Here is a 19,477-nt window from a genome sequence, read left to right as displayed (position 1 = left end):
TGTATCGATTTACCTCGACGTAACATCTCGCCTGAAGCTAACAAAGTGATGCAGATGTGTCTATGGCTTTCGCCGATCTTCGTGGAACTTTCCGTCAGGGCAGCGAAAGAGTTGTCCATGCAGGACGAATCCCAGCTCGACGGGAGCTCCTCCGGTCCGGTTCCAGCAACATCCGCCGGCACCCCGCGTCCGTACGGGTCAGCGCTGCGCGGCGCGTAGGTGCCGGATCAGGACATCCACCGGAATGCCCAGCACGCCGGCCAGCAGGACCATCGGCTCCGGATGACCCCGCGCGTTCAACTCCTCGTAGATCGCCAGCAGGCCGCGTAGCCGAGCCTCGGCCTCCTCGGGTCGGTGCGGCAACTCGGCCAGCCGTTGCTGGACGAACCGGCGCGCCATGGTCTGGTTCGCGTCGACGGCGGGGACTTTCTCGTCGCGCGGCTGCGGATTCCGTTCGCTCGACACGGCGATGTCCTTCCTGTCAGGGCGGGCAGAGGGCGGTCAATGTGCGACGGTGGCGTGCCAGTCCCGCAGGAAGGCGTCGACCAGGTCGTGGGCGCGCCGACGTACGTCGAAGGACTCGCCGATTCGCCGACGGGCCATGTGGGACAAAGCGTCGGCGGCCTCGTTGAGCGGATGGCCGCTGTGCCCCTTGACATGCTCGAACGACAGCTCCGGCCGTTGCTGCACGAGCTGGGCGAGCCGGACGAGGGTGGGCTGATCGGACCACTGGCGGGGCCGCAGGCTGTAGCCCGCCGGCATGGCGGTCGTCTCGCCGGCCTGCCACTGGTGCAGATAGCGCAACGCGGCGAGGCTGTCCAGCAGCACGACCATCCCCACCGGCGGCACGTCGTGGGCGCCCAGCAGGAAGTCGACCGCGCGTAGTTCGTTGATCAGGACCCGGGAGCACCCGGTGGTGTCCATCCGCACGCTGCACCGGCCACGCAGGCCGTAGTGGCCGTCGCTGACCACGTACCCGATGCCGCCGGCCCGGTCCTTCCAACTGGCGTCGGTCGCGGCGACCATGGCCCCGGACGCGCTCGCCCACCGCGCCACCCGGCCGCGCCCCCGGCGCCGGTCCGGCTTGGTGCGGCAGGCCGCACCGTGCTCAACGGCCTGCTGCTGTGCGGTGTCGAGCAGGTGGCGGGCGGAGGAGAACTCGTCGTATCGCGCGGCGGTCAGGCACAGCCGCAACCCGTCACCGATCAGCTCGCACTTGGCACAGTGGGTCGGCCGGACGTAGGTCTGCAACGCGAGGGCGGACTCGCGCAGGTCGGCAGGAAGCAGCTGCACGGCGCGTAGAAACTCGTCAGGACGCACGACGTTCTCCCTCCGCTCGGAAGTGGAATGTGGTGGGGCGGGTCCTGGCGCAACCCGCCCCGGTCGATGCGCGCGGGTCAGTTCAGGGCGACGGTGACTCCGCCGGAGAACGGCGAGTCGTGCAGCTCAAGCTTGGTGAGCTTGACGCCCTTGGGGATGTCGAAGACGACGACGCCGGTGACCTGGTTGCCGGGGTTGATGTCGTTGAGGAAGGTCTCGGCGTTCTCGTTGGCGTAGATGGCGGCAGCTCCGTCGGCGGAGTACTCGGTGCCGTCGGCCGCGTACGCCTTCTGGCTGCTGCCGTCGAACATCTGCGACTTCTTGCCGATGTTCTTGACCTTCAGCGTGACCAGGCAGAACTGGCCTTGTGCCTTGGCGCCGAGCAGGTCGCTGCCGACCTTGCGGACGCCGCACTTGGTCGACTTGACGGTGAATTCGAACTTGCCGTCGCGGGCCGGGTCGCCGACCTTCGCCACCTTCTCGGCCTTCTCGGCCTTCTTGTCCTCGCTCTTGGCGGCGACGTCGCCGCCACTCGCGTCGCCGGCTTCGTCGGTGGCTCCGGCACCGCAGCCCAGGCCGATGAGAGCGGTGGCGAGCAAAGCGATCAGCGTGGTCTTACGCATAGTTGTCCTCCAGTCATCATTGTGCGGCGTCAATGAGAACACTGCCCGTGAACACTGTCAACAGACATGTTGCTTGACAGGTGTGGCACACTCCGAACGTGCAGGTGAAACCGACAATTACGGCGGCCGAAATCGCCCGGCTCGCCGGGGTCGGACGGGCCGCCGTCAGCAACTGGCGCAAGCGGCACGCCGACTTCCCCGCCCCGGTCGGCGGAACGGCGGCCAGTCCCGAGTTCGACCTCATCCAGGTCGAACAATGGCTGTGCGTCCAGGGCAAGCTTGCCGAGCAGGCCACCGCCGACCGGCTCTGGCGGCGGATCGCACCCACAAGCGAATCCCCCGCCGCGGCGCTGGCCGCCGTCGGCACCCTGCTCCTGGCCCGACAGCGCGGCCAACGCCCCCGCCGCCCCGTCGACCCACATCTGAAACCGCTGCTGCCCGACCTCGAAGCCCTCGCCGACGAACTCGGCCCCCAGGGCGCCTTCGACGAACTGTGGCAACGCTTCTCCGCACCCGGTCCCGGGCGGTCCTTCGCCACCCCCGACGATCTCGCCGACCTGATGGTCGGGCTGGCCGGCGTCGATGGCTGCACCGTCCTCGACCCGGCCGCCGGCTCCGGAGCCGTGCTGCGCGCCGCCGTCCGCGCCGGCTGCACCACCGCCTACGGGCAGGAACTCGACGAGGGCCTGGCCCGACTCGCCGAACTCTGGCTCGCGTTGCGCGAGGTGCCCGGCGACATGAACGTCGGCGACTCGCTACGCGCCGACGCGTACGCCGGGCACACCTACGACACCGTGGTCTGCCACCCACCCTTCGGCGCCACCAACTGGGGCGACGAGGAACTCAGCCACGACCCACGCTGGATCGTCGGCACCACCCCGCGTACCGAACCGGAACTGGCCTGGGTCCAACACGCCCTGGCCCACCTGCGGGCCGGCGGGCACGCCGTCCTGCTGATGCCCCCCACGGTCGCCAGCCGCCGCGCCGGCCGACGCATCCGCGCCGAGCTGTTGCGCCGCGGCGCCCTGCGCGCCGTGATCGCCCTGCCGCCCGGGGCAGCCGCGCCGCACGGCGTACCGCTGCACCTGTGGGTGCTGCGGCGGCCCGCGCCCGACACGCCACCACCGGCGCGGACACTGCTCGTCGACGCTGCCGGCGTCGACCTGACCACGAACGGGCCACGGATCCTGGCCGCCTGGCAGGCCTTCGACACCGACCCCGAGGCCGAGGAGCCCGGCTTCGCCCGCGCGGTACCGGTGATCGAACTGCTCGACGAGGAGGTCGACCTCACCCCCGCGCGTCGCCAACCCGCCGTCGCGGGCGAGGCCACCGGAGAACAGGTGGTCCGCACCAGAGAACGTCTCGCCGCCCTCGTCGGCGACCTGCCGGCGCTGATGCCGCAGGTCACGCCCGCGCAGAAGGGGCCGGACGGCGAATTCCTGACGGTGGGGGAGCTGATCCGCTCCGGTGCCCTACAGCTGATCGGCCCCATCCGCGCCACCCCTGCCTCCGAAGCCTCATCCGGGGCTGCTCCGGCCGACGGCGGCTCGTCCGGCACCGCCTCAACCGCAGCGGGTGAGGCGGCGGACGGTCCACGTGTGTTGACCGTGCATGACGTCCTCGACGGGAAGCCGCCGTCCGGCCACGACGACGGCCGGCTCGGCCAGCAGATCTGCCTCGCCGTCGGCGACGTGGTGGTGCCGATGGTCGCCCGACAGCTCACCGCCCGGGTGATGGCCGCCGAGGGTGCGCTGCTCGGACGCAACCTCTACCTGCTGAGACCCAACCCGGCGGCACTGGATTCGTGGTTCCTGGCGGGGCAGCTACGCACCTCGACCAACGAGAAGCAGGCGTCGAGCCTGTCCGGAACGCTGCGCTTCGACATCCGCCGCGCCCAGGTCCGGCGGATGTCGCTGGAGGACCAACGGGTGCAGGGGGCGGCGTTTCGCCGGCTGGACGCCTTCGAGTCGGCCATCCGGCAGGCTGCGACGCTTGGTGCGGAACTGGTCCAGCTGACGGCCGACGGCCTGGCCAGCGGGTCACTACAAGAAGGTCTTTGACCGCGCGGGGTCCTGGCCATCGACGACCGGCCGGGCCCCGTCCAGCAGCTCACTCCGCGACGCAAGCAGAATCCGCGCGACGCAAGCACGATCGGCTGTCGATTGTGGTCCGTCAGGGCGACGTTCCGCGCCAGAGGGCCGGTGGCTTCCCATTGACGGGCGTTGTACGGTCATGCCTCCATGCAGCCCGAAGCGCACCAACGCGTCGGGTATGGGCCATTGTGGAGGGGGAGAACCAATGGCACTCGGCAACGTCGGCGGGTACACGCTGGTGGAGCCGCTCGGGTGCGGCGGTATGGGGGACGTCTACTTCGCGATCTCCCCGATCGCACAGCGGGTCGCCCTCAAGGTGATCAAGAAGCATCTCATCGCGGCGCCGACGATCCGGGAACGCTTCGCGTCCGAGGTGGAGAGCCTCAAGCTGGTCTTCGGCTCGCGGGTAGCTCGGCTGGAGGACGCCGACGCCACCGGCGACCCGGCCTGGCTGGCGGTCGAGTACGTACCCGGCGCCACCCTGCGCGAGTACGTCGACGCCCGAGGCCCGCTGCCGCTGCCGCTGGCGGCCATGGCCGGAGCGATGCTGGCCGAGGGGTTGGCCAAGGTGCACCAGGCCGGTCTGCTGCACCGGGACCTGAAACCGCAGAACATCATCCTCGGCCCGGACGGCCCGAAGCTCATCGACTTCGGCCTGGCCGTGCTCATCGACCGCAGCGACTACCTGACCGCACCCGGCGCAATGGTCGGCACCCCGGCCTACATGTCGCCCGAGCAGGTCCGGGGCGAGCGCAAGCTGACCCCCGCGGTGGACATCTACGGCCTGGCGGCGGTGCTGGTCTTCGCGCTGACCGGTCACGCTCTCTACCCACCGACCAACTCGTGGAACCTGCTGCTGCGGATCACCGAACCGAGCGACCTGCCCGACCTGTCCGGTGTGCCGGCGGAGTTGGTGCCACTGCTCGGCGCGATGCTCGCCTTCGACCCGTCCGCCCGGCCCGCGCTCGCCGACGTCCAGGCCCGCCTGCTGGCCGTGGCCACCGCGACCAGTGGCAGGACGGTCCATGACCTGCGGCAGGAGGTCGCCGCGCGCACCTACGACAGTGCGACCGAACTGCTGGTCCCGCCCGACCTGCAAGACCCGAAGCAGGATCCCGAGGACCCGCCCGTGGTGGCGAGCGAGCGGGCGGACGACCGCGCTGTCGAGGAGAGAAGCACCGTCGCGGTGCCGGAGCCGGCCCCCACGAAGGTCGATCCCGAGCGCGTCGGGAGCGGCCCGCCGGTCGACGTGACCTGGCTGGTCGAGAAGCTGCGCCGCCAGTACGCCCGCCGAACCACCCTGTAGGAAGGCCGCACCACCGATGACCACCGCCCAGGAGGCGACCTTCGCCCCCGGTTCCCGCATCATCGTCCGCGACGAGGAGTGGCTGGTACGCAGCGTCAAGACCGGCACCGCCGACGGCACCATGATCAAGGCTGTCGGTGTCTCCGAGTTCGTCCAGGACGTCGAGGCGACCTTCTTCACCGCCCTCGACGCCATCGCGCCGATGCGGCCCGAGGAGACCCAACTGGTCCGGGACACCTCCTCCCGGTTCCGGCAGAGCCGACTGTTCCTGGAGGCGGTGCTGCGGCGTACGCCCCTGCCCCGCACCGAACGCGGCCTGGCCCTGGCCGACCGGTTCCTGCTCGACCCGCTGACCTACCAGCAGCGTCCGGTCGAACTGGCCCTGTCCGGCCTGCGACCGCGGATCCTGCTGGCCGACGTGGTCGGCCTGGGCAAGACCCTGGAGATCGGACTGATCCTGGCCGAGCTGATCCGCCGGGGGCGCGGCGACCGCATCCTGGTCGTCTCACCGCAGCAGGTGCTCGAACAGTTCCAGCGGGAACTGTGGACCCGGTTCGCCATCCCGCTGGTACGCCTGGACTCCACCGGCATCCAGCGCATCCAGCAGGAAATCCCGGCCGGGCGTAACCCGTTCACGCACTTCAAGCGGGCCATCATCTCCGTCGACACGCTCAAGGACGCCGGGCAGTTCGGCCACCACCTCGACGCCACCACCTGGGACGCCGTGGTCATCGACGAGTCACACAACCTGATCAACAAGGGCACCAAGCGCAACGAGCTGGCCCGCCGGCTGGCCGCGAAGACCGACGCCCTGCTGCTGGCCAGCGCCACCCCGCACAACGGCGACAAGGAGTCCTTCGCCCAGCTCATCTCACTGCTCGACCCGGCGGCCATCGCCAACCCGAAGGACTACCAGGCCAGCGACATCGCCCACCTCTACCTGCGCCGCACGAAGATCAGCCCGGAGGTACGCGACCAGATCGGCGACCGCTGGGCCGACCGCGGCCCGTCCCAGCCCCTCCACTGCCAGGCCACCCCCATCGAGGAGCAGATCTTCGACGAGCTGACCGACGTGTGGCTGGCCGGCAAGTGGAGCGACGAGGCGGTCACCGGCCAGCACCGGCTGTTCCCGTACACCCTGTTGAAGTCGTTCCTTTCCTCGCACCGGGCGCTGCACGAGACGGTGACCAACCGGAGCAAGAAGGCCACCGGCACCGAACGCGCGGCGCTGTACCGGCTCGCGGAGCTGACCTCGGCGATGACCGACAGCGACTCCAGCAAACTACGCCGCCTGGTCGAGGAGCTGAAGGAGATCGGGGTCGGCAAGGGCAGCGACACCCGGGCGGTGGTCTTCTCCGAGCGGGTACCGACCATCAAATGGCTCGCCGACACCGTCCCCGGCCTGCTCGGTCTCAAGCCCGACGCGGTGAGAGTGCTGCACGGCGGCGTGGCCGACTCCGACGAGCAGCAGATCCTCCAGGAGTTCGAGCTGGCCGGCAGCGGCGTGCGGCTGCTGTTCACCGGCGATGTCGCCTCCGAGGGCGTCAACCTGCACCAGCAGTGCCACCACCTGATCCACTACGACATCCCGTGGAGCCTGATCCGGATCGAGCAGCGCAACGGCCGCATCGACCGGTACGGGCAACGCCACCAGCCGCAGTTCCGGGCGCTGCTGCTCACCTCCGCCCGCGAGGACGCCAAGGACGACCGTACGGTCTCCGAGGTGCTGCTGCGGCGTGAGGAGACCGCCCACCGCACCCTCGGCAGCGTGGAGGCCGCGACCGGCCACTACGACGCGAAAGCCGAGGAGGACCGCCTGGTACGCGACCTGCTCCACGGCAAGACCGTCGACGAGTCGTACGCGCAGGCCCACACCGAGATCGACGTGCTTGCCGACCTGTTCGGCGACGTCGGCAGCGCCCCGGTCGTCGAAGAGGTGCCGCAGGCCCGGGTGCCGAAGCTGTTCGACTCCACCCGCGACTTTGTCGACGCCGCCCTGCACGAGATCTACGACGACCGACCCGAGGACCGCATCGACCTGCGCCGCGAGGACGAACTGCTGACCTTCCGCGCCCCCGACGACCTGGTGTACCGGCTCACCGACCTGCCGCGCTCCTACCTGCGTACCCACCGCGAGGGCGAGGACCTGCGGCTGAAGGTCACCTTCGACCGCAGGCTCGCCCAACGCAAGCTCGACCAGGCGCGGCAGAGCAAGACGCCGATGTGGCCGGAGATCGCCTTCCTCAGCGACGTCCACCCGATGGTCGACTGGCTTGTCGACAAGGTGCTGATCCGGCTGGGCCGCCAGCAGGCCCCGGTGCTCACCGCCGACGTGAGCACCCCGACCTTCCTCATCCAGGGCGTCTACGCCAACCGGCTCGGCCAACCCACCGTGGTGCAGTGGATGGCCGTGGCCGGTCTGCCGACCGAGCCGACCATCGCGCCGATGGACGAGGTGCTGCGGTCGGCCGGGGTCGGCCCCGACATGGTCAACCGGGCCGAGACCATCGACACCGGCGCGCTGACCGCGCTGCTGCCACGGGCCGTGGCCGCCGCCCGCGACCAGCTGGAAGACAAACGCGCCGAGTTCGACGCGGCCAACGCCGAGCCGCTGCGCCGCCACCGGGAACGGCTGGTCACCTTCCAACAGGCCAGCCTGGTCGACGAGCTGCCGGGCGCGCACCGCGAGCGCCGCCGCCAGCGCGTCGACGCCACCGTCGCCGAGCAGCACGACCTGCTCGACCGCCTGGAAACCGACGGCGAACCGCTGCTGCGGGTGCTCGCCGTCCTCGTCCCCTCGCCGGAATCCGCCCCTGAGCACGGAGTGCCAGCATGAGTTTCGAGTCGCTGACCAACCGTGGCGAGTACCTCTCCGCGCACTACCTCGCCGAGATCCTGCCCACCACCCTCAAAGCTGGCCTGGTCAAGCAGTGGACCGAGCGGGAGAAGGCCAACCAGCAGACCCCGCGCAGCGGCCTGCGGGGTCTGCGCCGCCCCTACTTCGACGCCAAGACCGAGTTGGCCGACGACGAGTTCTTCGACCCGGAGCGGCTCCGCAAACTGCACCAGGAACTGCTGAAGGCGCTCGGCTTCGAGCCCGCCCCGCAGACCATCACCGTCGAACGCGCCGGCCACCAGCATGAGATCACGGTCGCGCACGCCGAGCTGGGCACCGCGCACGGCATCGTCGCGCTGGACTGCGGCTGGGCCGTGGACACCGAGGCCGCCCAGGACCCGGACGCCGCCGGCCGACTGCTCGCCCCGGTGACCCTGCCCGGCAACGAGACTGTCACCACCGGCGCGAAGCTCGCCTCCTGGCTGTTCGCCGCCGAGCAGCCACCCCGCTACGTGCTGATCCTCAGCGGCGGCGTGGTCACCCTCGCTGACCGGGCCGCCTGGGGTGAGGGCCGCTACCTGGCTGTCAGCCTGGACACCGCGTACGCCCGCAACGACGACCGGGAGTACGACGTCGTCGCCGCCCTCTTCGGCGCCGACTCGCTGCGCCCGCCCGCCGAGGGCGGCACCGAACCCCTCGCCGACCTGGTCGCCGGCTCCCGCCAACACGCCGTCGGGGTTTCCAGCGAACTCCGCGAGGGCCTGAAGGTCTCCGTCGAACTCATCGCCAACGAGGTGCTGGACCGCATCCGCGCCGCCGGCTACCAGCCGGGGCAGGTGATGGTGCTCGACGAGCTGGCCAAGGAACTCGGCCGCGAGGCGCTGCGCTACCTCTACCGCATCCTGTTCCTGCTCTACGCCGAGGCCCGACCCGAGCTGGGCGTGCTGCCGGTCAACGACCCCCAGTACGTCGAGGGCTACAGCCTGGCCCGCATCGGCGACCTGGTCGCGCGTCGCCTGCCCCCGTCCGCCGAGGACGGCACCCACCTGTACGAGTCGCTGGACCTGCTGTTCCGCATGGTCAACGACGGCCACCGCCCGCGCGGCGGCACCGAGATCGAGGCAACGGCCAGCGAGGGCGAGGGCCTGCGCTTCGAGCCCATGAAGTCTGACCTGTTCCTGCCGGAGAAGACCAAGCTCATCGGCCGACTCATCCCGGTCCCCGGCAGCGACGAGGACGACCCCGACGGCCCGACCATCGACACCCGCCTGCGCAACAAGGTCCTCTACGAGGTGCTGCGCCGACTGATGCTCACCAAGGGCGGCAAGCGGCGACGCGGCGGCTTCATCTCGTACGCCCAGCTCGGCATCAACCAGCTCGGCGCGGTCTACGAGGGCCTGATGTCGTACACCGGTTTCGTCGCCACCGAGCAGCTCTACGAGGTCGCCAAGAACGGCGACCCGAAGGACGGCTCGTGGATGATCCCCGCCTCCAAGGCCGACGAGTACGACGACAACGTCTTCGTCTACCGCGAGAACGCCTACACCGGCATCCGCAGCCGCGTCGTCTACGAGGCCGGTCAGTTCGTCTACCGGCTCGCCGGCCGGGACCGGCAGACCAGCGCCTCCTACTACACCCCGCAGTCACTCACCGAGGTCACCGTCCAACTCGCCCTGAAGTACCGCCTCGACCAGGACGACACGATCACGCTCGCCCGCGAACTGCTGGACTGGACGATCTGCGAACCGGCGCTCGGCTCCGGCGCGTTCCTCAACGAGGCCATCAACCAGGTCGCCGCCGAATACCTGCGCCGTCGCCAAAAGGAACTCGACACCACCCTCGACCCGGAGGACTACCACCTCGAACTCCAGCGGGTAAAGGCGTACATCGCCCTGCACAACTCCTACGGCGTCGACCTCAACCGCACCGCCGTCGAGTTGGCCGAGGTCTCCCTCTGGCTCAACGTCATGCACGCCGGCCTGCAAGCCCCCTGGTTCGGCCTGCACCTGCAACGCGGCAACTCGCTCATCGGCTGCGGACGCAAGACCTACGAGGCGAAGCAACTCGCCGACAAGTCCTGGCTCACCACCGCCCCGGCCGAGAAACCCTTCCGCGACGGCCCGATCGACCCGGACACCATCCACCACTTCCTGCTCCCCGCCGACGGCTGGGGCGCGGTAGCGGGGGAGAAGGAAGCCCGCGAACTGGCCCCGGCCGAAACCGCAAAGCTGAAAGCTTGGCGTACGGCGATGAAGCGCACGCCATCCGCCAAGGGCAAAAACTCCCAGGTCAAACGCCTGCAAGCGCTCGGTCGCCGGGTTGAGTTCCTGTGGGGGCTGGTGCAGCAGCGGCTCGCCATCTCCGAGCGCGAGATCCGCCGCGACATCAAGGTCTGGGGCGCCGACGACCTGCCCGAGGTGCGCGAAGCGGTAGCCCGCGAAGACATCCTCGCCGACCTGACCGCCCCCGGCACCCCGTACTGGCGACTCAAGACCCTGATGGACGTCTGGTGCGCCCTCTGGTTCTGGCCGCTGGACAAGGTCGGCCTCCTCGACGGCTCCGACCCCGCCTACCCGACCACCCCCGTCCAGGTCGAGCACGTCAAAGACATCCCCGCGTACGAGGACCCAGCCGTCTACGAGGCCGCGGACCTCTTCGGCAACGTGCAGCCGCAGCAGATGAAGCTACCAACGAAGGCGACCGGCACCCGCCGCACGACCGTCGCCGAACAACTCCGCAAGCAGGTGCCCCTGACCAACCTGGACGACTGGCTGACCTTCGCGGAGGCCCTGATCGGCCGCACCGAGGTGGACGAGAACACCGAGCGCTTCTTCGCCCGAGACTTCACCAACCTCGACGAGATGAGCGAGTTCGAGCAGAAGCTCGAAGGCGTGATCGGCGTCGACTCCCCGTGGACGTTGGCTGACCGCTTCCCCTGGCTCCTAACCGCCGAACACATCGCCGACCAACAGGGCTTCTTCCACTGGGAACTAACGTTCGCGCAGGGGTTTGCTAAGGGCGGCTTCGATCTCCAAGTCGGCAACCCGCCATGGGTTCGGCCTGACTGGGAGCGAGACTTAGTGTTCGCAGAAATCGACCCGTGGTTTGGGATCGGCAGTGCTGCCGAAGGAGTGCGTGCGACCCGCGTCAAGGCCGTTCTTCTTCATGAGCCCCAGGCTAGGTATGTGGTGAATGAGTATGTATCGAATGTGGGTATTGCTACCTTCCTGAGCTCTGCTGCGACGTTTCCCTTGCTGAATGGCACCCGTCCCGACTTGTATCGTCCCTTTATGTGCCTAGTGTGGCTCAATTCAACAGCTTCCGGGATTGCGGGTCTAATTCATCCGGACACGCATTTTGGAGGTGTGCGGGAGGGTGTGCTTCGGTCTGAGTCTTACGTGCGGCTGCGATTGCATGCGCATTTCCAAAATCGGCGCCTAATTTTTAGTGAAGTTGATAATAATAAGCAGTTTGGTATCCATGTTTATGGTAAAAGGTCGGCTGTTGATTTCGATCATCTGAGCTGGATATTCGATCCGGCCACGTTGTTGTGGTCGCTCAGCCATGATGGGACTGGCCCGATTCCGGCCATCAAGCATGACGGTGCATGGGATGTGCGCCCGCACAAGGAAAGAATAATCAGGGTAACCGGGGAGGTCTTGGTCAAGTGGCATAGGCTTGCTGGGGACAGCGATTTGCCGCTGACACAGACGAAGCTCTTGTATCCGGTATCGAGTCGGGAGCAGGAGGTCATTGCTGCACTGATCGAGGCCAAGCCCCGACTGCATGAAGTTGAGCCGAGAATTGCAGTGGGACTTCTTGAAACGGATGCCAAAAGGCTTGGAATAATAGTCGAGGAGCTTTGCTCGCCAACTTCGTGGCAAGATGTTGTTTTGAAAGGCCCGCAGTTTTCGGTTGCAACGCCATTTGCAAAGTCTCCACCTATTCCAAAGCGCGGAGGCAAGCCGGTCGATCTAGTTGCCCTGTCTAGCGACGAAATTCCCCGATCAGAATATAGACTCGCTGAAGGTCGCCACCTATATGAAGATAGGGCGGCTGAGCGTTGGATCGACTACAGAGAGCTTGATCGTCTGCGGGCTCAGCCTGCATCGGTGCAAGAGGTGCGAGAATCCCTGGCACGACAGCGGGGCGAGGTTCCGGCGGCTGTGCCGGAAGAAGCAATCGAGGAAGCTCTTAAAGATCTTTCCAAGCGGAGGTCTTTTGACTTTTTCAGGGTTGTTTGGCGGGAGATGGTGCCAGCTTCGACCGAACGAAGTCTGTTCCCAGCGCTTGTTCCGCCCGGCCCAAAGCACATTCACGCCGTGAGGAGTATGGCCCTAAAGACTAACCTGGAAACTGTTATGGTTGCTGGCTTCTGGGCTTCGCTGCCGCTGGACTATACCGTGCGAGTCGCCGGAAGAGGTCACCTTGACGTCGCTGACGCCCGTGGAATGCCGGTGCCAGCTACGAATCATCCGCTGACCCATGCATTGGTTCTTCGGACAATGCGCCTCAACTGTCTAACATCGGCCTATGCTCCAATTTGGAGAGAGCTGTTCTCTCGCGAATGGGTGGATGAGGATTGGGCTTTGGATTGGCCTTCAGTTGCACCTTTGGGTCGCGTTTCGACAGAGTGGGATTCCTGTTCCCCTCTTCGTGCCGAACGGGAGCGGCGAGCTGCACTTGTAGAGTTGGATGCGCTCGTGGCTGTCTACCTTGGGATGGATGTCGAGGGGTTGATTACTATTTACCAATCGCGTTTTCCGCAGCTAGCGGCGTATGAAAGTGCTATGTACTTCGATTCTGGTGGTAAGAAGATCGCCTCTGCTTTCGATGCCTATGGAGCTGGGCAAACTAAGGATCATTACACGGCTTTGCTGAAATACTTGGACGATCAGCAGCGAAACCCGGTGCCGGAGGGGTATATGGCGCCGTTCTATAAGGCGGATCGGGAGAACGAGTATCGGCAGGCGCACGCCGTTTTCAGTAGGCGACTTCAGGATGCGATCGATGCGGGTTGGCGGTCGTCGTAGTCAGTACTTCCCATCCCTTCTTCGAAGAGGAGAATAAGGATGACACCAAACAGTCACCGGCGGCACCAGGCTGGTCGACACCTCGTGGTGGCCGAAGCCCTGCTGCAGGGCTACCCGGCGAGCATTGTGGGTTCTTGGACGCATGTGAAGATCAACCGCCGCTTGGCGGCGGTTCAGCTCGCTGCTCAGCGTAGCTGGAGGATTGCCGACGTCAACAGAACTGTGACTGCATCGATTGGTCTTTATGTCTTGGTGGATGTAACTTATGGGCGGCGGGATTTCTATGTCATACCGGGCGACGAGCTGCGCAGGGACCTGGCTGAGCGGTATCCGGAATTCATGTCGATAGTCGGCGGCGAGCGGCCGCACAACCCCACCAGTCGTCAGGCGGCGATCTACCCTGGACAAGTGGAGGCGTGGCGGAACCGTTGGGCGTTGTTCGGCGAGGCGGCTCAGCCTGCGGAAGGAGACGCAGACGCTTGAGCGGGAACGGGAACGGCCTCCGGCATCTCTGCCGTTTACGCTTCCGTCTGACGACGTTTAGTGCCTGGTCTTCGTGGCCTGGAGGAAGCTAGCCCACATGGTGGGGGCGAAGATCAGGGCAGGCCCGCCCGGATCCTTGCTGTCACGGACTGCGACGAGGCCAGGCAAGTTGCCAGCAACCTCCACGCAGTCGCCGCCGTTACTGCCGCTGCGGGTGCTTTTGCGCCACTTGGCGCCCGTCAGATCAGCCACGGTGGACCTCCCCGGTGATCTTGTTGATGAGTTGTCTTGATTGTGCCTCATCAAGGGTCAAGTCATCGAGGCTCGCCCACACCTGCTCGTAGGCCGCGTACTCCTCGGGCCGGTCCAGGTAGAGCGCCCCTGTCCACGACTCGCAGTAGACCACCGACGGCTCCGGCGTGGTCCGCTTGCCGGGTGGGAAGTCGAGGATGACGAAGGTTCCGGCTTCCGCGCCTCGATGGATGCCAGCGGTCAAGGGAAGCACCCGCACGGCGACGTTGGGCAGTTCCCCGACCTCCAGCAGGTGACGAAGCTGGTCAGCCATTGTCGCTGCATCGCCGACCGTGCGGAGCAGCGCTGCCTCAGCCAGGATCACTTCCAGCTTTGGCGCACGGGGAAGTCTGCGATGAAGGAGTGCTTGCCGTTGCAGACGTACCTCAACCAGGCGCTCACGTTCTTCTTCCGTCACCTTGTGTCGGTGCTGGTAGACCGCCAGGGCGTAGGCGCGTGATTGAAGAATTCCGGGGATCAGTGTCTCATCGTAGCGGCGGATCGATGACGCGGCGGATTCGAGGCCGACGTACAGCTCGAACCAGTCGGGGATGGCGTCGCCGTAGGAGTGCCACCAGCCCTTGGCCTTGGTTTCCTGGGCCAGGGCGGTGAGGGCGGCGGTCAGCTCGGGGGTGGCGGCGTACAGCTCGCACATGGCCTTGACGTCGACGGCGCGGGTGGGGCCGAGGCCGGTCTCGATGCGCCACATCTTCTGGCGGCTGCACTGCATGGCCTCGGCCGCGCCGTCGAGGGTCATGCGCGCTTCGGTGCGCAGGTCGCGCAGTGCTCGCCCGAGCTGTCGCCTGGGGACTGTCGATCCCATGTCGTCGGCCATCGGCCACCCCTCTCGTGTTGCGTTTTGTTACATCCGGACGCTATCGGTGAAACGTGGAACTGTTGCCTGGGAACCGATTCTTCCCAGCGTCGACTGCGGGGTAAGGCATTACCTTCCTGACCCTACAAGACATCCCTGACATCGGTCATCACGCGCAATTCCCATGCGCTGCAACTCGTGTGCCGGAGCGCCGGCTGCTGGGCGGTGAGCTGGTGCGGGTCGGTCGGCTGTCCTGCAACATCGCGCGATCCAACGGTGCAACACATGGGGATTGCGAAAAAGAAAGTCAGCGAAACCCCGCGCAATTATGCTGTCGGGCATTGCATTTTCGCCGCGTACTGTCATTTGATTGCCGCAGCGCGGCGGCCGGGTCTTCCCCCGAGCCGGCCGCCGCGTTTTTCCGGCAACGAGAGGTGCGGGACATGGGCAGGCGATGGAAGTGGTTCCTGCGGCCCGGAAAGGTCGCGCTGGATTTGACCGGGCAGGCGGTTCCGGACGGTGACGTGCCGGGGCGGTTCCGACGGCTGGTCGTCGAGGATGTCGTACCAGAGCTGCGAGTGACCTCGCGCTGCGACGACGCGGTCGTCTACGAACGGCCCGAGGAACGGCCGGTGTCCACCGACCACAGTCAGCGCGCGGACGACCACCACCCGGGAGTGTTGCGGCGCCTGCTGCGGGCGTACCGGCGATGAACGCCTTCGACCTCTCGCCCGCCCAGATCCGTAACCGGCTGATCCTGCGCGCCCGGCAGGCGGCGCTGGCCGCCACCGGACGACAGTTTCCATGGTCGCGCGGCCGGGGCCAGGCGACGCGGACCCGGCCGCCGGTCGTGCCCCGCGTGACCGTCACCGCCGGGCAGGTGGTCCAACTGGGCGAAACCGATTACCGGTACGCCACCGGCGCGCTGCGCCTGCGGATCCTCCGGGTACGGCTCGATATCAGCCAGTGGTACGACGGCGAGTGGGTGTGGCTCGAAGGTGTCGAGATCGGGCCGGACGGCAAACCCGGCGCGTTCCGCCCGGTCCTGGCCCGCGTCGCGGCGCTGCGGCCGGCTACCTGAAACTCTCGGCAGTGGCTGGCCTAGCGCGAATGCATCAACGGTCGCAGCCGATGCCGTCGCCATCCCGGTCGAGGTCGTAGATGTCATCGCCGATCACCCGCACGGGTCCCTCGACGTAGGCCGGGCCATTGCCGCTGCCACCGGCACAGTCGACATCGCTGGCGATGGGTACGCAGGCACCGGCATAGTTCGGGTCACATCGCGGAGCCTCCTTGGTGCCGATCCGGACGACCCGGGTGACCGGCTGCTTCGTGATCTCCGACTTGATCAGTTCCTTCGCGGTCTCTTCCCCGTCGATCACGGTCACCTCGTACGTCAAAGTCTTGACGCCCGGCACGCCAGGGGTACGCACCTTCTTGGTGCCCTTGGCCAGGGACGAGTCGTTGACCGTCCTGGTCTTGTACGGGACCTTCTTCGTCACGGTGATGGTGCGTTTTATCGCCACCGGCGTCGGGGACTGCGTCGGGGTCGCCTGCTGCGACGGCGTGGGCGCTGCCGCCGTGGTCGGTGATGAAGGGTCGTCAGTCCGGGCGGACGGGACCGCCTCGGCGGCGAGATCCTGCTGTTTCGGAGACTCACCCGGCTGCGCGATGAGCGCCGAAATCGTAACCCCTCCGCAGCACAGGAGCACGAGGGCGACGGCACCGATCAGGACGAACATCAGCGGGTTCGTCCGCTTCGGTGGCTGCGCGACCCAACCGCCGGCCGCTGCCGGGAAGACCCCGGTCGGGTACGGCGCCCTACTGCCATGGCCGGGCGGCGGGACGTGCGGGGGAGGGGCCGGCGGCGAGGGCCGCCACTGCCTCGGGTCCTGCGGAGGCTGGTTGGTCACCCTGCGAGTCTGCTGAGCAGAGCCCGATTCCTCACCGGCCGGTCGGGCACGATATGTGTCGATCAACTGACGGGTTCACCGTATGATCGTCAGCCATTATCCGCCGCTCCACACCGGACAATGAACGACCGTCCGCCCGTGCTCTCCGATGAACGTCGCAGACGTAACCAGAAAGAGGGACAGGCATCGGTCCGAGGGGTGGCCAGTGTGGCAGCTCAGGTGCGGACGGCGATCAGACGCTGAGCCTTGTCCGCTTCGCTCGTAAAGTCGTCAGCCTCGGTAGGCCTGGATGAGGCGAAGGAAGTTGCGCAGCTTCGCCATCTCGGAGGCCCTGACAGGATCCGGGTTGAAGTGCATGACGTTGTTCCGAATCCTGCGAATTTCGTCGAGCCGTTCGATGAACAGGCCACGGCTCAGCGGCCAACCCAACTGCTCCCAGCAGTTGGCGTTGTTCAACACCGCCTGATACTGGGCCATTGTCATCGTCTCCAGCGACTTGAAGCTGAGATGCGCTCCGCCGCAGGCCTGCCTGACCGTTTCCTCGTCGAAGGTGTTCACGATCAGGTGACGTAGTTCCTGGTCGATCTCCCCGATGAGGAAGAACGGCGTGGCCGTCTCGTCGTACTTGCGGACCACGTCGGCGGCCGTGACGATGCCACTGATCTTTCGCTGGTCGTCGCGCACGAAGATGAAACCATGCTGCTGAAGAGTGCTGAGTACATCCAGCAGTCGGGTGTCGTAGTCGAACACCCGGTCACGCGCTCGCCGGTCGATGGCATCACCGAAACTCGCCCCCGGATCGCGGTGCTTTGCGGCCGCGATCGACTCCCATGAGACGGAGCCGTAGAGAGTGTGGGAATTCGCCAGCACGGCGACCTGGGAGTAGTCGTTGAGTTCCATGGCGGTGATGGCCTCTTCGAAGGTCGCCGTCGGAGCCACCGACACCAGAGACATCCGGTGTGGAAACAGATTGTCCAGCGTCAGACCGATGTCGACGCTCTCCTCGCCCAATTCGCCGATGTTCGGGCTAGACGTTTCAGCGGTGTCGTCCGCGTCGCTTTCGCTCGCCTCATGGTCCTGCAGCAGCACAACCTGGATGACTCGATCAAGGTTGACAGCTCGGAAGTCGGGACTGGTGGTCAGGCCGTGGTTGGCGAGATCGGCCTCTACCTGCGCGGTCGCCATCCGGTCGCGGTCCTCAAGCCCCCACAGCCCAATGAACTCTCGAACGGTCAAGGAGCGTGGTTGCCCTGACTCGGCCTCAGCACGCGCTGCTTCCAGTGTCTCGAAGCGGCGTCGGACCGCCCACGTCTCCTCCTCGGATGTCTCCTGGTCCGTGTCGACCTCTCTGGCGACAGCCTGAAGCAATTCCAACCGGAGACGATGCAAGGAGGAACCCGTTCGCCTCACTTGCCAGGCCGACCATCCGGCGACCGCCCTTCGTCTCGCCGCGGTGGCGCCCGCCCGCGATGGCGTAGTGAACTCACGACCGTCGGGAAGCCGCAGGCGGCCTCGTTCGGTGACGACGGCCTCGTGTGGGGGTTCGCCGATGCGCTGTTGGAAGAAGAGTTCGTCTCCGGGCCTGAGTAGCCCGGCGTCGATCAGGTCGGTGAGCCGCACGCGTCGGCCGTTGAGTAGGTGCTTACGGCGAGGGCGGGAAGGTCCGTTCGACATGCTGTGTTGTTCCATCCTGCGGGGGTGATTTCGACAGGCCAGGCGCTATGGCTGTGGCCAGGATGTCGGGGGTGGGCCAAAAGCGCGACGGGCGGCTTTTACCGCCAGAGTGGCCATCGCGGCGTTGGCGCCACCACCGATCACAGCTCCGATACCGAACGGTGCGACTCGACCGAGAACGACGATCCCCTGCTTTGCGCCGTACTTCGTGATGAAGTGTCTCCCCAGGATCTTGTTGATCTGACGCAACGTCTCGGCGGGCACCTTGGCGACAACCTGACGACCCCAGTGTTGCCCCGTACGCTCGGCGACCTTGGTGATCGTTGCAGAGCCGGACCCGCCCAGCATGATCCCCATCACGATCGTCCGGCGGCGTTCGATTTCATCGATGGGAACTCCGTGGACCTCGGCGATCGAGAGCGCGAAGAGAGCGCTCAACTCAAGGGAAGAGAGAGCCTCGCCCGCCGACAGCGCCAGTGCGACTGCGGTGCCGACGCCGGGCGCGGCCGCAGTACCGCCGACCGCAGCACCCGTCCCGGCCAGGGCGCTGACGTACATCCGCTCCAAATTGCGGATCACCTCTGAGGGGGTCGCCTCGGGGTTTCGCTGGCGGGCCCGGGCGATGTTCTTACGCACCAGAGGACCCTGGAGTTCGATCGCTTTGTTCAGGAGGTCGAGGACTCGCTGACCAGGTGCTGATGCTGCCGGAACCGGTCCGTCGAGGGCATCGGTTGCCATGCCTGGAACTCCTTGGTTGAGGCGCTTGCAGGGGAGTGGTTCGAACGGCGGCCATCTCGGTCTGGACGGCCTGCCTCGCGAGTGCCGCGCTACGTCTGTCCGCTCCGGTTAGGAAGAATTCACACCGCTGCTGCTGTAGTGCGAAGTGTCGCCGTCGCGGCGGATCACCACCCGCATTCCTCCGCGCTGTTGACGTTCGCCAAGGCAACCCGTCCGTTGAAAGAGTTCGGGTCGCCGGAGCGTATGTCAGACCCTGGCCATCGAGGTGTCGCGTATCCGACCGAAATTCCAATGTGGCTGATCAAGCGGTCAACCACAGTGGATATTGACGTAGCATCCCCGGGTGATCCCGT

Annotated in this window: 15 protein-coding genes; 7 read left to right on the top strand and 8 right to left on the bottom strand. The window is 66.7% G+C overall.

Going from position 1 to position 19,477, the window contains the following annotated elements:
* Positions 1–198: 198 nt before the first annotated feature.
* The 3 genes from VAB18032_RS16780 to VAB18032_RS16770 all read right to left on the bottom strand — a co-directional run bounded on the left by VAB18032_RS16780 (position 199) and on the right by VAB18032_RS16770 (position 1,943).
* Entirely contained in the window at positions 199–465 is a 267-nt protein-coding gene (locus tag VAB18032_RS16780) for a hypothetical protein (protein WP_013734061.1), read from the bottom strand.
* A 36-nt stretch (positions 466–501) separates the two neighbouring features.
* Positions 502–1,293, bottom strand: a complete 792-nt coding sequence (locus VAB18032_RS16775) for a ribonuclease HI (protein WP_013734060.1) — start codon at positions 1,291–1,293, stop codon at positions 502–504.
* Between the two features lie 104 nt (positions 1,294–1,397).
* Positions 1,398–1,943 carry a DUF4352 domain-containing protein gene (locus VAB18032_RS16770; RefSeq protein ID WP_013734059.1) on the bottom strand — a complete coding sequence of 182 codons (546 nt, stop codon included), beginning with the start codon at positions 1,941–1,943 and terminating at the stop codon, positions 1,398–1,400.
* 98 nt (positions 1,944–2,041) lie between these two features.
* On the opposite strand from VAB18032_RS16770, the gene VAB18032_RS16765 reads away from it, so the two are divergent.
* The 5 genes from VAB18032_RS16765 (at position 2,042) to VAB18032_RS16745 (ending at position 13,694) form a co-directional block, all read left to right on the top strand.
* Positions 2,042–4,003: an HsdM family class I SAM-dependent methyltransferase gene (locus tag VAB18032_RS16765; RefSeq protein WP_013734058.1), complete on the top strand. Its 1,962-nt coding sequence runs from the start codon at positions 2,042–2,044 to the stop codon at positions 4,001–4,003.
* A gap of 238 nt (positions 4,004–4,241) precedes the next feature.
* Positions 4,242–5,342 (top strand): serine/threonine-protein kinase, encoded by a 1,101-nt coding sequence (locus VAB18032_RS16760; RefSeq protein WP_013734057.1) that lies wholly within the window; start codon positions 4,242–4,244, stop codon positions 5,340–5,342.
* Between the two features lie 16 nt (positions 5,343–5,358).
* Positions 5,359–8,178 carry an SNF2-related protein gene (locus VAB18032_RS16755; RefSeq protein ID WP_013734056.1) on the top strand — a complete coding sequence of 940 codons (2,820 nt, stop codon included), beginning with the start codon at positions 5,359–5,361 and terminating at the stop codon, positions 8,176–8,178.
* A complete protein-coding gene (locus VAB18032_RS16750) occupies positions 8,175–13,211 on the top strand; it encodes a DNA methyltransferase family protein (protein ID WP_013734055.1) in 5,037 nt (1,678 codons plus the stop codon). Before VAB18032_RS16755 ends, VAB18032_RS16750 begins: the two co-directional genes overlap by 4 nt.
* Before the next feature lie 39 nt (positions 13,212–13,250).
* Positions 13,251–13,694, top strand: a complete 444-nt coding sequence (locus VAB18032_RS16745; protein WP_148272292.1) for a hypothetical protein — start codon at positions 13,251–13,253, stop codon at positions 13,692–13,694.
* Between the two features lie 57 nt (positions 13,695–13,751).
* Here VAB18032_RS16745 and VAB18032_RS16740 read toward each other — a convergent pair whose 3' ends face one another.
* Both VAB18032_RS16740 and VAB18032_RS16735 read right to left on the bottom strand, forming a co-directional pair.
* A complete protein-coding gene (locus tag VAB18032_RS16740) occupies positions 13,752–13,946 on the bottom strand; it encodes a DUF397 domain-containing protein (protein ID WP_013734054.1) in 195 nt (64 codons plus the stop codon).
* Complete coding sequence (locus tag VAB18032_RS16735; protein WP_013734053.1) at positions 13,939–14,820, bottom strand: helix-turn-helix domain-containing protein; 882 nt, start codon at positions 14,818–14,820, stop codon at positions 13,939–13,941. The genes VAB18032_RS16740 and VAB18032_RS16735 overlap by 8 nt, the downstream gene beginning before the upstream one ends.
* A 422-nt stretch (positions 14,821–15,242) precedes the next feature.
* On the opposite strand from VAB18032_RS16735, the gene VAB18032_RS16730 reads away from it, so the two are divergent.
* Positions 15,243–15,512, top strand: a complete 270-nt coding sequence (locus VAB18032_RS16730; RefSeq protein WP_013734052.1) for a hypothetical protein — start codon at positions 15,243–15,245, stop codon at positions 15,510–15,512.
* Entirely contained in the window at positions 15,509–15,880 is a 372-nt protein-coding gene (locus VAB18032_RS16725; RefSeq protein WP_013734051.1) for a hypothetical protein, read from the top strand. The genes VAB18032_RS16730 and VAB18032_RS16725 overlap by 4 nt, the downstream gene beginning before the upstream one ends.
* A 34-nt stretch (positions 15,881–15,914) precedes the next feature.
* Here the strand turns inward: VAB18032_RS16725 and VAB18032_RS30140 are convergent, their stop codons facing one another.
* The 3 genes from VAB18032_RS30140 to VAB18032_RS16710 form a co-directional block, all read right to left on the bottom strand.
* A complete protein-coding gene (locus VAB18032_RS30140; protein ID WP_013734050.1) occupies positions 15,915–16,541 on the bottom strand; it encodes a G5 domain-containing protein in 627 nt (208 codons plus the stop codon).
* A gap of 441 nt (positions 16,542–16,982) precedes the next feature.
* Entirely contained in the window at positions 16,983–18,386 is a 1,404-nt protein-coding gene (locus VAB18032_RS16715) for a restriction system modified-DNA reader domain-containing protein (protein ID WP_043724624.1), read from the bottom strand.
* A 45-nt stretch (positions 18,387–18,431) separates the two neighbouring features.
* Positions 18,432–19,124 carry a hypothetical protein gene (locus VAB18032_RS16710; RefSeq protein ID WP_043721016.1) on the bottom strand — a complete coding sequence of 231 codons (693 nt, stop codon included), beginning with the start codon at positions 19,122–19,124 and terminating at the stop codon, positions 18,432–18,434.
* Between the last annotated feature and the right edge of the window lie 353 nt (positions 19,125–19,477).

Source organism: Micromonospora maris AB-18-032, from assembly GCF_000204155.1.
Classification (GTDB): domain Bacteria; phylum Actinomycetota; class Actinomycetes; order Mycobacteriales; family Micromonosporaceae; genus Micromonospora; species Micromonospora gifhornensis.
The sequence above is the reverse complement of the archived record's forward strand: the minus strand, read 5'-3'. Positions and strand labels throughout refer to the sequence as shown.